The 14708-nt window shown below is 59.6% G+C and carries 10 protein-coding genes; 3 read left to right on the forward strand and 7 right to left on the reverse strand.

The features are described from left to right. Positions 1-46 precede the first annotated feature (46 nt). Both putA and P3T20_RS21250 read left to right on the forward strand, forming a co-directional pair. The gene (putA, locus tag P3T20_RS21245; RefSeq protein WP_429287712.1) at positions 47-3976 is read left to right on the forward strand and encodes a trifunctional transcriptional regulator/proline dehydrogenase/L-glutamate gamma-semialdehyde dehydrogenase; all 3930 of its coding nucleotides are present in this window, start codon (positions 47-49) and stop codon (positions 3974-3976) included. An 88-nt stretch (positions 3977-4064) separates the two neighbouring features. Further along, a complete protein-coding gene (locus tag P3T20_RS21250) occupies positions 4065-5213 on the forward strand; it encodes a branched-chain amino acid ABC transporter substrate-binding protein (RefSeq protein ID WP_074262928.1) in 1149 nt (382 codons plus the stop codon). A 296-nt stretch (positions 5214-5509) separates the two neighbouring features. On the opposite strand, the gene P3T20_RS21255 is transcribed toward P3T20_RS21250, so the two are convergent. The 6 genes from P3T20_RS21255 to P3T20_RS21280 form a co-directional block, all read right to left on the reverse strand. Next, a complete protein-coding gene (locus tag P3T20_RS21255) occupies positions 5510-6004 on the reverse strand; it encodes a hypothetical protein (RefSeq protein ID WP_429287713.1) in 495 nt (164 codons plus the stop codon). Between the two features lie 5 nt (positions 6005-6009). Then, positions 6010-6927, reverse strand: coding sequence for a glycoside hydrolase family 19 protein (locus P3T20_RS21260; protein WP_429287714.1), 918 nt, complete (start codon positions 6925-6927; stop codon positions 6010-6012). A 172-nt stretch (positions 6928-7099) separates the two neighbouring features. Then, entirely contained in the window at positions 7100-8680 is a 1581-nt protein-coding gene (tnpC, locus tag P3T20_RS21265; protein ID WP_429287715.1) for an IS66 family transposase, read from the reverse strand. 63 nt (positions 8681-8743) lie between these two features. Continuing rightward, positions 8744-9082, reverse strand: a complete 339-nt coding sequence (gene tnpB, locus P3T20_RS21270) for an IS66 family insertion sequence element accessory protein TnpB (RefSeq protein WP_429287716.1) — start codon at positions 9080-9082, stop codon at positions 8744-8746. Further along, a complete protein-coding gene (tnpA, locus tag P3T20_RS21275) occupies positions 9079-9489 on the reverse strand; it encodes an IS66-like element accessory protein TnpA (RefSeq protein ID WP_429287717.1) in 411 nt (136 codons plus the stop codon). Before tnpA ends, tnpB begins: the two co-directional genes overlap by 4 nt. Next, positions 9407-11362, reverse strand: coding sequence for a hypothetical protein (locus P3T20_RS21280; RefSeq protein WP_429287718.1), 1956 nt, complete (start codon positions 11360-11362; stop codon positions 9407-9409). Before P3T20_RS21280 ends, tnpA begins: the two co-directional genes overlap by 83 nt. Positions 11363-12317: 955 nt before the next feature. Here P3T20_RS21280 and P3T20_RS21285 point away from each other — a divergent pair. After that, the gene (locus P3T20_RS21285) at positions 12318-12938 is read left to right on the forward strand and encodes a hypothetical protein (RefSeq protein WP_429287719.1); all 621 of its coding nucleotides are present in this window, start codon (positions 12318-12320) and stop codon (positions 12936-12938) included. Between the two features lie 57 nt (positions 12939-12995). On the opposite strand, the gene P3T20_RS21290 is transcribed toward P3T20_RS21285, so the two are convergent. Beyond that, the gene (locus tag P3T20_RS21290) at positions 12996-14708 is read right to left on the reverse strand and encodes a thiamine pyrophosphate-binding protein (protein WP_429287720.1); all 1713 of its coding nucleotides are present in this window, start codon (positions 14706-14708) and stop codon (positions 12996-12998) included.

The following is a 14708-nucleotide window of genomic DNA, read 5'->3' on the forward strand; positions in this document are numbered from 1 at the left end:
TTTTTAGTCTTTGGCCGGCGCGGCTTGGCTGGCATACGAAGGAAACATGGCTAGCACCACCCTTGGCGTCAAGGTCGACGACCTCCTGCGTACCCGGCTGAAAGATGCCGCCACCCGTCTCGAACGCACTCCGCACTGGCTGATCAAGCAGGCGATCTTTGCGTACCTCGAACGGATCGAGCACGGTCAATTGCCCGCTGAGCTGTCCGGCGCGCACGGCTCGGCCGATCTGGCCGATGGCGCGAGCGTCGAATCCGAAGAGGATGGGGCGTCGCACCCGTTCCTGGATTTTGCGCAGAACGTGCAACCGCAATCGGTGTTGCGCGCGGCGATTACAGCGGCCTACCGTCGTCCTGAGCCGGAATGCGTGCCGTTCCTGCTCGGTCAGGCGCGTCTGCCGGCAAACCTCGCCAATGATGTGCAGGCGATGGCGAGCAAGCTCGTCGAAACATTGCGCGGCAAGAGCAAGGGCGGCGGCGTCGAAGGGCTGATTCACGAGTTTTCGCTGTCGAGCCAGGAAGGCGTGGCGCTGATGTGCCTGGCCGAAGCGCTGCTGCGGATTCCCGATCGCGCCACTCGCGACGCGCTGATTCGCGACAAGATCAGCAAGGGCGACTGGAAATCGCACGTCGGCCAGGCGCCGTCGCTGTTTGTCAACGCCGCTACCTGGGGGCTGATGATCACCGGCAAGCTGGTGACGACCAATAGCGAAACGGGCCTGTCGTCGGCGCTCACGCGGCTGATCGGCAAGGGCGGTGAGCCGCTGATCCGCAAGGGCGTCGATATGGCGATGCGCTTGATGGGCGAGCAGTTCGTCACCGGCGAGAACATCTCCGAGGCGCTCGCCAACAGCCGCAAATTCGAAGCGCGCGGTTTCCGCTACTCGTACGACATGCTCGGCGAAGCGGCCACCACCGAAGCCGACGCGCAGCGCTACTACGCGTCGTACGAGCAGGCGATCCACGCTATCGGCAAGGCGGCCGGCGGACGCGGCATCTACGAAGGCCCGGGCATCTCTATCAAGCTCTCGGCGCTGCACCCGCGCTATGCGCGCTCGCAGTACGAACGCACGATGAACGAACTGCTGCCGCGCGTGCGCTCGCTCGCGATCCTCGCGCGCCGCTACGACATTGGCCTGAACATCGACGCGGAAGAAGCCGATCGCCTCGAAATCTCGCTGGATCTGCTCGAAGCGCTTTGCTTCGATCCGGAACTGGCGGGCTGGAACGGCATTGGCTTCGTGGTGCAGGCATATCAGAAGCGCTGTCCGTTCGTGATCGATTACATCATTGATCTGGCGCGCCGCAGCCGTCATCGCATCATGGTGCGGCTCGTGAAGGGCGCGTATTGGGACAGCGAAATCAAGCGTGCACAAGTGGATGGCCTCGAAGGCTATCCGGTCTACACGCGCAAGATCTATACGGACGTGTCGTACGTCGCCTGCGCGAAGAAGCTGCTCGGTGCGCCGGACGCGGTGTATCCGCAATTTGCCACGCACAACGCGCATACGCTCTCGGCGATCTATCACCTCGCGGGGCAGAACTACTATCCTGGCCAGTATGAGTTCCAGTGCTTGCACGGTATGGGTGAGCCGCTGTACGAAGAAGTCACGGGCCGAGACAAGCTGAATCGGCCGTGCCGCGTGTACGCACCGGTCGGCACACACGAAACGCTGCTCGCGTATCTGGTGCGACGCCTGCTGGAAAACGGCGCGAATACGTCGTTCGTGAACCGCATCGCTGATGAAAACGTGGCGATCAAGGATCTGGTGGCCGATCCGGTTGAAGAAGCGTCAAAGGTCGTGCCGCTCGGCGCGCCGCATGCGAAGATCCCGCTGCCGCGCAATCTGTATGGTGCGGAACGCGTAAATTCGATGGGACTGGATCTGTCGAATGAACATCGTCTGGCGTCCTTATCTTCGGCACTGCTGGCGAGTGCGCATCATCCGTGGCGCGCGACCCCCATGCTCGAAGACAACGAAATCGCTGTGGGTACCGCACGCGATGTACGCAATCCGGCTGACCATCGCGATCTCGTCGGCACGGTTGTCGAAGCCACGTCGGAACATGTGAGCGCGGCGCTGTCGAATGCCGTAGCCGCCGCGCCGATCTGGCAAGCGACACCGGTCGAAGCGCGCGCCGATTGCCTCGCGCGTGCGGCCGATCTGCTTGAAGCGCAGATGCATACGTTGATGGGCCTCGTGGTGCGCGAAGCGGGCAAGTCGCTGCCGAATGCCGCCGCCGAGATTCGCGAAGCGATTGACTTCCTGCGCTACTACTCGGCGCAGATCCGCACCGAGTTCTCGAACGACACGCATCGTCCGCTCGGGCCGGTGGTCTGTATTAGCCCGTGGAACTTCCCGCTGGCGATTTTCATGGGTCAGGTCGCGGCCGCATTAGCCGCCGGCAACACGGTGCTGGCGAAACCGGCCGAACAGACTCCGCTGATCGCGGCGCAAGCGGTGCGTATCCTGCGCGAAGCGGGTGTGCCGGCAGGCGCGGTGCAACTGCTGCCAGGTGACGGTGAAACGGTCGGTGCGGCGCTGGTAGCCGATGCCCGCACGCGGGCAGTGATGTTCACCGGTTCGACCGAAGTGGCACGCCTGATCAACAGGACGCTTTCGAGCCGTCTGGATGCAGAAGGCAAGCCGATTCCGCTGATCGCTGAGACCGGTGGGCAGAACGCGATGATCGTCGACTCGTCGGCGCTCGCCGAGCAGGTAGTGGCGGACGTGCTGAACTCGGCGTTCGACTCGGCCGGTCAACGTTGTTCCGCGCTGCGCGTTCTTTGTCTGCAGGACGATGTCGCCGATCGCACGCTGGAAATGCTGACCGGCGCGATGCGCGAGCTCGCGGTGGGCAATCCGGATCGTTTGTCGATCGATGTCGGTCCGGTGATCGACGTCGATGCGAAGCGCGGTATCGACGCGCACGTTGCGGCGATGCGTGAGAAGGGCCGCAAGGTCGTGCAACTGCCGATGCCGGAAGGTGGCGCGCAAGGCACTTTCGTGCCGCCGACGCTGATTGAACTCGACAGCATCGACGAACTGAAGCGCGAAGTGTTTGGTCCGGTGCTGCATGTGGTGCGTTATCGCCGCAACGCGCTCGACAAGCTGCTCGAACAGATCCGGGCGACCGGTTACGGCCTGACGCTCGGCATCCACACACGTATCGACGAAACAATCGCACATGTGATCAGCCGCGCGCATGTGGGCAACATCTACGTGAACCGCAACGTGGTGGGCGCGGTGGTCGGCGTGCAGCCGTTCGGCGGTGAAGGGCTGTCGGGCACGGGTCCGAAGGCAGGCGGCGCGCTTTATCTGCAGCGTCTGCTGGCGACGCGTCCGGCCGGTCTGCCGAAGACGCTGGCGCAGGCGCTGATCGCCGACGCCCCGCAGGCGACGGAAAACGGCGACAATCCGTCCTCGGCGCTGACGGCGCTGCGTGACTGGCTGATCAACGAGCGTCAGGCGTCGCTGGCGGCGCGTTGCGACGGCTACCTGTCGCAAGGCCTGGCAGGCGCCACGGCGGTGCTGCCTGGCCCGACCGGCGAGCGCAATACCTACACGCTCGGCGCACGCGGCACGGTGTTGTGCGTGGCGTCGACGGCGAGCGGTGCACGCGTGCAGTTTGCTGCGGCGCTTGCCACCGGCAACCGCGCGCTGTTCGACGGCGCTGCAGGCGAGCAATTGGTGTCGGCACTGCCTGCGGCACTCAAGCCGTATGCAAGCGTGAAGAAGAGCGCCGACACGCCGTTCGACGCCGTGCTGTTCGAAGGCGACAGCGATGAACTGCTTTCGCTGGTGAAGGAAGTGGCCAAGCGGGTGGGTCCGATCGTCTCCGTACAGGGCGTGGCGGCTCGCGCGCTGGAAAGCGGCGAAGAGGACTATGCGCTCGAACGTCTGCTGACGGAGCGTTCGGTCAGCGTAAACACCGCAGCCGCAGGCGGCAATGCGAATTTGATGACGATCGGTTGAGCGAACCTTTGACGGTCGATTCAATTAAACGGAAGCGGTACGGCGACCCCGAAACCGCTCCACTCACACCTGGTACCAAGGAGAAGCTATGCAACACAAGATGAAACAGCTGGCAGGCGCCGCGCTCGTCGCAGCCATGTCGCTGGCGGGGACGGCACACGCACAGCAGGTCGAAGACGTGAAGGTCGGTTTTGCCGGCCCGATGACGGGCGCACAGGCCCACTACGGCAAGGACTTCCAGAACGGCATCACGCTGGCTGTGGAAGAAGAAAACGCAAGCAAGCCGATGATCGGCGGCAAGCAGGTTCGCTTCGTTCTCGATTCGGCGGACGACCAGGCGGATCCGCGCACCGGCACGACCGTCGCGCAGAAGCTGGTGGACGACAACATCAAGGGCATGCTCGGCCACTTCAACTCGGGCACGACGATCCCGGCTTCGCGCATCTACGCGAACGCGGGCATCCCCGAAATCGCCATGGCGACGGCGCCTGAGTACACGCAACAAGGCTTCAAGACGACTTTCCGCATGATGACGTCCGATACGCAGCAAGGTTCGGTTGCCGGGACGTTTGCGGTGAAGAATCTTGGCATGAAGAAGATTGCTATTGTCGACGACCGCACGGCTTATGGGCAGGGGTTGGCTGATCAGTTCGAGAAGGCGGCCAAGGCTTCAGGTGGGGCGATCGTTGATCGTGAGTTCACCAATGACAAGGCTGTTGACTTCAAGTCGATTCTGACCAAGTTGAAGTCGGTTAATCCGGATCTCATCTATTACGGTGGTGCGGATTCGCAAGCTGCGCCGATGGTCAAGCAGATGCGGGAGCTTGGTATCAAGGCTCCGCTCATGGGCGGTGAGATGGTCCATACGCCGACGTTCCTGTCGCTCGCTGGCGATGCGGCTAATGGGACTGTTGCTTCGCTGGCTGGGCTGCCGCTTGATCAGATGCCTGGTGGTGCTGACTATGTCAGCAAGTATAAGAAGCGTTTTAATGAGGATGTGCAGACGTACTCGCCGTATGCATACGATGGTGCTATGGCGATGTTCGCTGCTATGAAGAAGGCTAATTCGACCGATCCGGCTAAGTATTTGCCGTTCCTCGCCAAGACGGATATGCCGGCTGTTACTGCGGCTCATCTTGAGTATGACGGTAAGGGTGATCTTAAGAATGGTGGGATTACGCTTTACAAGGTTGTTGATGGGAAGTGGACGACTTTGCAGAGTGTTGGTGGGAAGTGAGTTTTTTGCCTCGCGGCGCTTGAGGATGGTTCGGTTTAGTTGATTTTTCAAGCGTTGAATGGCTGGCTCGGTGTTTATGCCCTACGGGTCTCTTATGGCTCGTGGGGCTTTATTTTTTTGCCGAAAAGGCAAACGCCAGGCTCAAGCCCTATGGGTGGATATTAGGAAAGTATCCACTCGCTACGTCGGTCTTACCGCCACCCGTTTGGTGGAAAAATTCCAATGGTGGAATTTTTAAAATGCGCCTGCGCCGCCGGTGACGTCGGCTCACGTCTGCCACCTTTCTATGATTTGACTCAGTGAAAATCAACCTTGGAGGGCGCTACCTGCCTTATTCCATCGAAAATTTTATTCGAGAAACTTTTATAGCGCGAGGCTTGACACTCCTTGTCAAAAGCAATATTCCCGCGTTTGGACACATACAGCTCTCCTGGCCACACTGAAGACACAACGTAAGTGTACATTCCGCGCGTAAATTTCAAGTGTAAGCCATGAATGCTTCCCTCGGAAACGTCAGATATCGCAAATCTATCACCCGGTGGCATATTTTCGAGGGGATAATTGAAACTGCTTTCTTTATTTCCGTATTCATATCTAACGTAACCTTGGTTCGGGCTGATGTTATTTTTCGCGCAAACTGAAATTGTCTTCCCATTCTCCAGCGGGCAGCTGAAGTAAATGTCCTCGCCTTCACGACAAAGCGAATCTTCGCTTGGCAAAGATTGAACTTGTGCATTCGCCGCACTGACGCGTAGGCAGAGCATGAAAGTAAGAAAAATAGATTTCCTCATAGATATCACTTCAATCCTTGCCAGCTGTGAATGGCGGAAAAATTATTCTGTCTATCGACGATGTCGGCCATGTTTTCTGCGTTAATAGGCTGGCCAAGACGGTGGGAAAAAAGCCCTGGATTTATCACCTTAGTGATATTGTCTACAACGTTGCTTGATGTGCCTTCATCCGCAATTTGATACATTTGGTTGTCTACCCAATAGGCAGCCGCTGACCTTGTCGCGTATTTGATCTGTCCGACCAATTGGAAATCATCTAGAAAATCTAAATTCGCCTCATTTGGCCATCCATGCGAATTCTGCCGATGCCACGCTGAAAATTTCCCATATTGCGCTCTCCCAGTAATCTGTATCAAACCTCTTCCGCGGTAGTTCCACCCATCTCCATTCTGAACGTTGCCGTTTCTGCCTCCGTAGGCGCGGTTCGCGATAGCTTCCTGATCGGCGGAGTGTGCGCTCGTGCGCCCATATTGTTCGGCTTCGTTAGGATGTTGCTGAAAATACGAGAATTTTTGTATCAATCTTGATGGCGGGTAGTTCAAACTCTCGCCATCATGGACCGCCAATGACGGACCCGCCTCCCGGCGGACCTGAGCAAAAAAATGCTCTCGCCTAAGGGATGTGTCCAGCTTGAACAATTCAATATTTGTATTCAGTTCGTCTATGACGACCTGCAACGTTGCAACGGTCGCTGTGGGGAAAATGTGTTGCACCATTTCCAGCGTGAATCGGAAGCCGTACCGCAAGAAATTCCCAATCAAAGCCACCGGATGTATGTGATTCACCACTGGGCTGGACGGAAAACCTTCCACCTTATCTTTCACTGAATCCCACCACTGAAGCTTTTTGATCCGCTCCAGCTCGCATTTCCAGTTCTCGGCCGCGTTACGCATGAGCGGCGTAAGCGCTTCCCAGCGGTTCATGCCACCGCCCCATTCGCTCTCGTATTTCAAGATGACATGGCACAGATCACTTGCCAGCCATCGCCGTCCAAGTGCCTGCCGTAACTTGACCGCCGTCACAATTACGCTGCCGTCCTTACCTCGTTCATCTTTTACTCGTAAGCGCGCAGCAAACCCGCCTTGACGGATTACGCTAGCTGACTGTCACAGGCGGACGCCAGCGATGTGGCAGCAATGCAGAGATGTCGCTGGCCTTGTGGGTCGGCAATCGCGTGAGGATGTCCTTCAGATAGGCGTGCGGGTCGTGGCCGTTAAGCTGTGCCGACCTTATGAGGCTCATGATGGCGGCAGCGCGCTGGCCTGCGCGTAGTGAGCCGGCGAACAGCCAGTTCGCTCTGCCGATGGCCCATGGACGGATCTGGTTTTCTACCCAGTTGTTGTCTATAGGCACGTGCCCGTCGTCGAGATAACGCGTGAGCGCCTCCCAACGCTTGAGACTGTAATCAAGCGCTTTTGCAATCGCTGAACCTTCCGAAACCAGCTTGCGTTGCGCCGTCATCCATTCGTGCAGTGCATCGCACACCGGTTTGGCCCGGCTCTGCCGGAGTTTGCGCCGCTCTTCGGTATCCAGCACTGCAGCGTCGCGCTCGATATCGTAAAGCGCAGCGAAGAACGGCATGGCCTGTCCAGCGACGTGGCTGCTGTGATTAGCATGCAGGTCGAAGAACTTGCGCCGTGCGTGCGCAGCACATCCGATTTCAGTGATGCCCTGCTGGAATCCGGCCTTGTATCCGCCATAGTCGTCGCACACCAGCTTGCCCTGCCAGTTGACGAGAAACGTGCGAGCATGCTCGCCTGCGCGGCTGTCTGCGAAGTCGTAGACCACCGCGCGCAGATCACTGAAGTGCGTGGGCGCGTATGCCCACAGATACGCCCGGTGTGTCTTCCCCTTGCCGGGACTGAGCATCTGCACCGGTGTCTCATCCGCATGCAGCACACCCTGCTGCAAGAGTTCCTGATGGAGGGCATCGACCAGTGGCTGCAACTGTGCGCCGCACGCGCCGACCCAGGCACCCAGTGTCGAGCGCGGTATCGCCAGACCCGCCCGCGCAAAGATCTGTTCCTGACGATACAGGGGAAGGTGGTCAGCGTACTTGGCAACCAGCACCGAGGCCAGCAGCCCCGTGGTCGGGATGCCCTTGTCGATGACGTGTGCGGGCACTGGCGCCTGAACCAGCGTTTCGCACTTCTTGCAGACCCACTTGCCACGGATATGGCGCTCTACCGTGAACACGCCCGGCGTGTAGTCCAGCTTCTCGCTGATGTCCTCACCGATGCGCACGCGCTCGCAGCCACACTGACACACGGTGCTGTCCGGCTCGTGGTGGATCTCCGTGCGCGGCAGTTGCGCCGGCAGCGATGCACGCTTCGGTTGCCGGGGTGACGGGTCGGCTGCTGCTTGTGGCTGAAGCTGCTCGAGCTCCAGTTCGATGGCGGCCAGATCGGCGTCGACAGCTTCGTCCAGCAGGTTCATCTGCTCGCTGCTGAGCTGTTCGCTGCGCCGGCCAAACTGCTGGCGCCTGAGGATGGCGATCTCGTGGCTCAACTGCTCGATACGGGTCTGCCGGTAACGCAGCTCGCGTTCGTTCTCCTTGACCTCCCGCGCCTTCTCTTCGATTTCCCGGTCTCTCTCCTGCACCTGGGCAATCAGCTGCGCGGCGAGCGTGCGCAACTGTTCCGGGCTGAGGGCGTTGAGGTCGGCGGGCAGGTTCATGCAAACCAGTCTGCCAGAACCCCTGGCACCGTGGAAGCGCAACAGTTTACGTCCCTGTTGGCCTTATACGACGCGGATCACACCGTTCGGGCCGATGCGCTGCCACGGCAAACCGATTACCAGACCCGCGAGCTGCTGCTGCGTGAGTGCGTGTTGCTTCGGTTCGCTGCCGGCGTGAGGCCAGACGAACTGTCCCTCGTTCAACCGTCGCGCTGCCAGCCAGATACCGATTCCGTCGTGAACCAGTACCTTCAGGCGGTTGGCTCGCCGGTTGGCGAACAGATAGGCATGGTGCGGATGCGCAGCGCCGAATACCCTGACCACCCGAGCCAGGGCCGTATCGAAGCCGGCCCGCATATCCAGCGGGTCGACTGCCAGCCACACCTCATCAATGCGGATCACGCGAGCCACTCGCGCAGCCAGGCGGCGCACTGTGCTGCCTCTGATGTCGGCCAGCTAACCGTTATCGACTGACCTCCACGGCGAACCTCAATGCGGATCTCGGACGAGTGCGTATCCGGTGTTCCCAATGGTACTGGCACAAAGGCTGGCAGCGACGGTGGCGTGGCAGGTGGGCGGCCCAACGGCCTCCTGGGAAGTCGACCTTCTGCCTGATCGATCCAGCGCCGAAGCAGATTCGCATTAAGCCTGTGTTCCAGTGCAACTGCCGCAACCGATACGCCGATTCCCTGGCAGGCCGCTACCACCTGGGCCTTGAACTCCTCGCTATAGCGTTGCCGACGACGACGCTCTGGGAGTGATTCCGATTCTATAGTGTTCACGTGTCCGCTTATTCGTGCAGTGGACACGATACTCCCAAGCGCCGCAGCCAGATTCAAGATGGGTTTGCTGGCCGCTTACTTTTACTCCACGAGACGACGGCAAGCGACTTACAGTCTGCTCAAGCTTTGACAGGAGAGCACTGTTGCCTACCGCCTCAGTGGATGGCGCGAATGCTTTCTGTTCTTTCGGATTCGCCGAACCGGTGACCGAAAGATTTCGTTTGAAGGCGTCGGTGAGGTTGATCCCTGTTGCGTCCACAATTTCAAAGCCCGGCCATGCCCACGGACTCTCCCAATGTGTGCCTGGATGGGTTGCACTACTGCCCAGCTTCGCACCACAAACCCAACCCGATGCCGTTTGTCCCGAACCCGTGCCGAGTTCGAGGCGCCACCAGGTTACTCCCTTGTCATCGACAGCTACATTTCCATCACCGAGTGAATCAAGCTCCGTGCTTGGATATGCCACCAGATCTGCATTGACTGGTGAACCCACCTGGCTCAATTGCAGCGGGAACGATTTCCAGGCCGGGAGACCGTTCGGAGAATCGAGACGGCTCAACCCCGAACGAGCAATCCAGACGGGATTCTGGTATTGCTGCGCATGACCTGCACCATTAATCCACGGCTGGACGTGAACCCAGGGCCCAGTTTTCGGGCTGGTAGAGGTGAGGGTGAGCTTGGCAAGCTGCACCGCTGCGCCAAGGTAGAGGTCGGCGTCAGTCGGCTTTGCGACAAGCTTCGCACCCGCCTGGATAACAAGGATGGTTCGATCACTTACCGGCAGTTGCGTTGCCCGTGCGCGACTTTTTTCGATGAAACTCTTTAGTGTTTCGTCGGCAAACACTTCAAGATGCAGCAACTGCCGACTCGGGACGGGCGGCAAAGGCGTCGAGGTTTCATAATCGATGTATTCCCCAAGCTGGCCCAACAATGTTCCCGCCTTCACCTGGATCGGCGTGCTCTCGGACGGCGTAATCACCGTGCCGACACCTATCGGCTCTTTCACGGCCTGCTGATCGTGCAGGTAGATCCACCCCCAGTCGTTTTCAGGTGTAACGGGTGCTGTACCAGTTGTGTCGTCATCTGGATGGACCCATGGGACATTCAGGTCGTCCGACCCAAAAACGCCACCACTCGTGGGCGAAACCATATGGCATGCGGTGATCTCCTTGATATGCCCCCACGGCCCACGCGTTTCACTGATTGTGATTTCGCTGCCTTCTGGCAGAAAGCCAACTCGCTCCCCCTGGATGTACCGGCTTTTGTTCTTTCCTACCGTCGGAGCCGTGTACACGAACGCACCGGATGCGCCACCGCCATTCTGCGTGTCTTTCACCCCGATACGGAACGCGTCCACGCCTGGCCACCAGCCTGGCCGCACAAGCTTACTGTCCGACAGATAGGTGCTCCAGTCTGCCATGTGCAGATAGAGACTAAAGAATGTCAGCGTCTCGTCGGCGGGCTGCGCCGCGTTACTACCCGGTGCAGCCGGCATCGTCATCTGGTGGCGCACCAGCACAAAGCCGGTCGAATACATGGACCAGCGACGATCCTGCGAGAAAAGCAGATGCGGATACGCATCGTCGAGCTTGAACGCGACGATATCGCCGTCGGCAATCACGCGTACGCCTTTGGACTGCTCCAGACGTGAGGCCGAGGCCGGGCCGAAATGAACGCCGCCGTGTGGGAAACCATTGACACCGAGAGGGAAGAAGCCGTCACTCATCGCGCCCAGTGCGCTGTAAAACACCTGTGGATCGGCGGCCTCCTTACCGTCCCTTGCGGGAAAGGGATAGCGCCAGGTCAGCGGCGATGCGGACTGGGGTGCAGCCGCGGGCGCAGCCGGAGTGATAGCCGGATGGTTCTGCGGGGCCGGTGGATGGCTTTGGGGGAGGGTCATTTTTCGGATTCGATGAAGTTAGCCGGAAAACCGCGAGGCATGTGCCGTCAGGTCGGGCCGATGATTCGGAGCAGGGAGCGTCGGGGCTCCCCCATCTTCTCGGTGGCCTCGAAAGATACGACTGAGAGCGTCTCTACGCTGTCTGTGCCGGGTACGTCGAGGTGATACGCCTCTCGACCCGGTAGGGCTTGCAGTGCGTCTTGCAGATCTGTCATTGACCTAGCCTCCCTGCGGTTGTTTTGAGAGGCGCGACCTGATTCAGCAGGACTGCAAACGTTAGGAGGCCGCGATGCGGAGCCTATTTAGCTCCTGAAGATTTTTACCCCGCGTGCCATCCCAATTCAATGCAGAAAAGTCTGCAAATTGATCGTTGATAGTCGAGGCGCAATTCGGCCGGCGAACAAACCTGGCCGCGCATACAGACGGTGTCCGCAAAAATATCCGCAATGCCAGCATTGCTGTCCTCTCGTCTGTTCGGATGCCGCGACTCTGGAGTCCATCGGACGGGCGTTGCCGGTTCGTCTCTCCACGCCTGGCCATTCGGATGACTCGTCGGTCGATCAAAAGTCCTCAACAATTACGATGGTGTATGAAATCGGTCACATCGACATTTCATACGATAAACGTCGTATAATTCGGGGGTGCTTTTGACGATACCAGTTAAATATTGCGAGGTTAAGCAGGCGGTCGTCGCCGCGCTTAGGTCCGGCAGGTTTCAGCATGAGTCGCGTCGTAACGTCGATGTCAAAAACCTTCTTACCATGGGGGAGGTGACGCCGCAGTTAGTGGAACGCGTCATCGTCAAGAGTGATGACACTGAATACGTATCGTCGCCGCATCACAGGTTCGCGTCGATCGATGTGCATGTCATCGCGTCAGGTGGCTGGTACGTGAAGTTTTACTTCGTCGGCGATCCAGACACCATGTTTATAAGCGTTCACCAGTGAGCAGGACCATGAACACAAAACTGTATGAAGAAGGCGAGAAGCGCAAGGCGATCTGTCACAGCTGTCAGCAGCTCGTGAGTTCGACCTTTGCGCGCCGCAATGTGCCGTTCAGTGACGGCAAGGGCGAGGTCAAGGACATCCTCGTCTCAGTTTGCGACGTGTGCGATGAAGTAGTCGCCATCCCCGCGCAGTCCACGCCGGCTATTCGCGAAACCCGTCAGAAGGAAGTGAAGGCCATCGAGGCGCAGTTGCCCGCTATTTATCTGGATATGCTTGATCTTGCTGCGTACACGATCGATAGCGCGAGCTCAACCGAGTTTCGCAAGGTTTTAATGATCTTGTATCTGCATCGGTTTGCCTCCGGCGAGTATCCTCGGGAGCGGTTGATGAGGGCGCATCGCTCAGCCGTGGCGCGCTTCAAGGAGCAGCGCGGAGCCGCGCGCAGACGCCTCTCCATGAAGGTCACGCCGCGCATCGCCGAAGACATCAAGACGCTGACTGAAGATACGGAGATGAATCAGACCGAGGTGATCAAATCCGTGATCTATCAGATTCAGATAGATGTGATCGAGGGGCGCAAGCCGGCTTTGATGAAGGAGCTCGGCGCGTTGGCTGTGATATCGGCCTAGCAGCCGTCGTCGCGAGAGCGTCGAGCGGCCGCGCCGACAGAGTCATTCGTACGTCAGCTATTTCCCTTCACCCCTTAACTTGCGCCCCTGTTCCCGAATCTGCTCCAGAGTCGCGCCAGGCGTGCTCGCTTCCTGCGGGATGCGAATCTCGATTACCGCTGCGCGTTTCGCCGCGAGCGAACGCTCGAGCGCCGGCAGGAAATCCTCGGTACGCTCCACTGTCTCGCCATGTGCGCCGAAAGATCGCGCGAACGCCGCGAAATCCGGATTGGTGAGGCCGGTGCCATGCACGCGGTTGGGATAGTGCCGCTCCTGGTGCATGCGGATCGTGCCGAAGTGGCTGTTGTTCACGACGATGAACAGCACGTGCAGGTCGTATTGCATCGCCGTCGCCAGTTCCTGAGCGGACATCATGAAGCAGCCGTCGCCGGCCAGCGCTACCACCGTGCGCTGCGGATAGAGCGATTTCGCCGCAATGGCCGCTGGCACGCCGTAGCCCATCGCGCCGCTGGTCGGTGCGAGCTGCGAACGGAAATGCCGGTAAGAGAAGTGTCGATGCAGCCACGTCGCGTAGTTGCCCGCGCCGTTGGTCACGATGGCGTCCTCGGGCAAGTGCGCGCGCAGCTGCTGAATCACCTCGCCCATTTGCACGTCGCCGGGAATCTGCCGCGGCACTCGCCACTCGAGGTAGGAGCGATGCGCCTCTTCCGCAGTTCCCGCCCATGCCGGTTTTGAGGAAGGAGGCGGCAGCGCCGCGAGAAGTGACGCGAGTTCAGGCATTCCGGAGACGATCGGCAAATCTGCCGAATACACGCGGCCCAATTCCTCCGCGCCCTGATGCACGTGAACCAAAGTCTGCCTGGTCTTCGGAATGTCCAGTAGCGTATATCCGCCGGTTGTGGCTTCACCCATTCGCGGGCCAAACACGAGCAGCAGATCCGCATCCGCGATGCGCTTGGCCAGCGCGGGATTAATGCCTAGTCCCACATCGCCTGCGTAGTTCGCATGCTCGTTATCGAGCGTGTCCTGAAAACGGAACGCGAGACCGATCGGCAACTGCCAGCTCTCGACGAAGCGCTGCAGGTCCGCGCTGGCCTCAGGTGTCCAGCCGCTACCGCCAGCAATCACCATCGGCCGCTGTGCGCCTTCGAGCAACTGCCGAAGCTGATCCATCTGTGCCGCAGACGGCGATGCCGCCACACGGTGATAAGCCGGCGCGCCTGGCACCACCGCACACGCGTCGCTCAAGACATCTTCCGGCAACGACAGCACGACAGGCCCTGGCCGTCCTGACGTCGCAGTATGGAACGCGTGACTCAGATACTCCGGAATGCGACGCGGATCATCGATCTGTGCGACCCACTTCGCCATCTGGCCGAACATGCGTCGATAGTCGATTTCCTGGAACGCCTCGCGGTCGAGATGTTCGCGCGCGCATTGGCCGATCAGCAGGATCATCGGCGTCGAGTCCTGGAACGCGGTGTGCACGCCAATCGACGCATGCGTCGCGCCGGGTCCGCGCGTGACGATTGCTACGCCGGGACGACCGGTCAGTTTGCCGACCGCTTCGGCCATATTGGCGGCGGCCGCTTCGTGTCGGCAGACAACGGTCTGGATCCGTTCAGTCTCGTCGTGCAGCGAGTCGAGCACGGCGAGAAAGCTCTCGCCCGGCACACAGAAAACACGTTCGACACCGTGCGTCAGCAGGGCATCGACTACAAGGCGCGCACCGGTAGTGGTGGCGGAAGCGGGAACATTCGTCAGCGGCAT

The sequence above is a fragment of the Paraburkholderia sp. GAS206C genome (assembly GCF_050435645.1).
In the GTDB taxonomy this organism is placed as follows: domain Bacteria; phylum Pseudomonadota; class Gammaproteobacteria; order Burkholderiales; family Burkholderiaceae; genus Paraburkholderia; species Paraburkholderia phenazinium_B.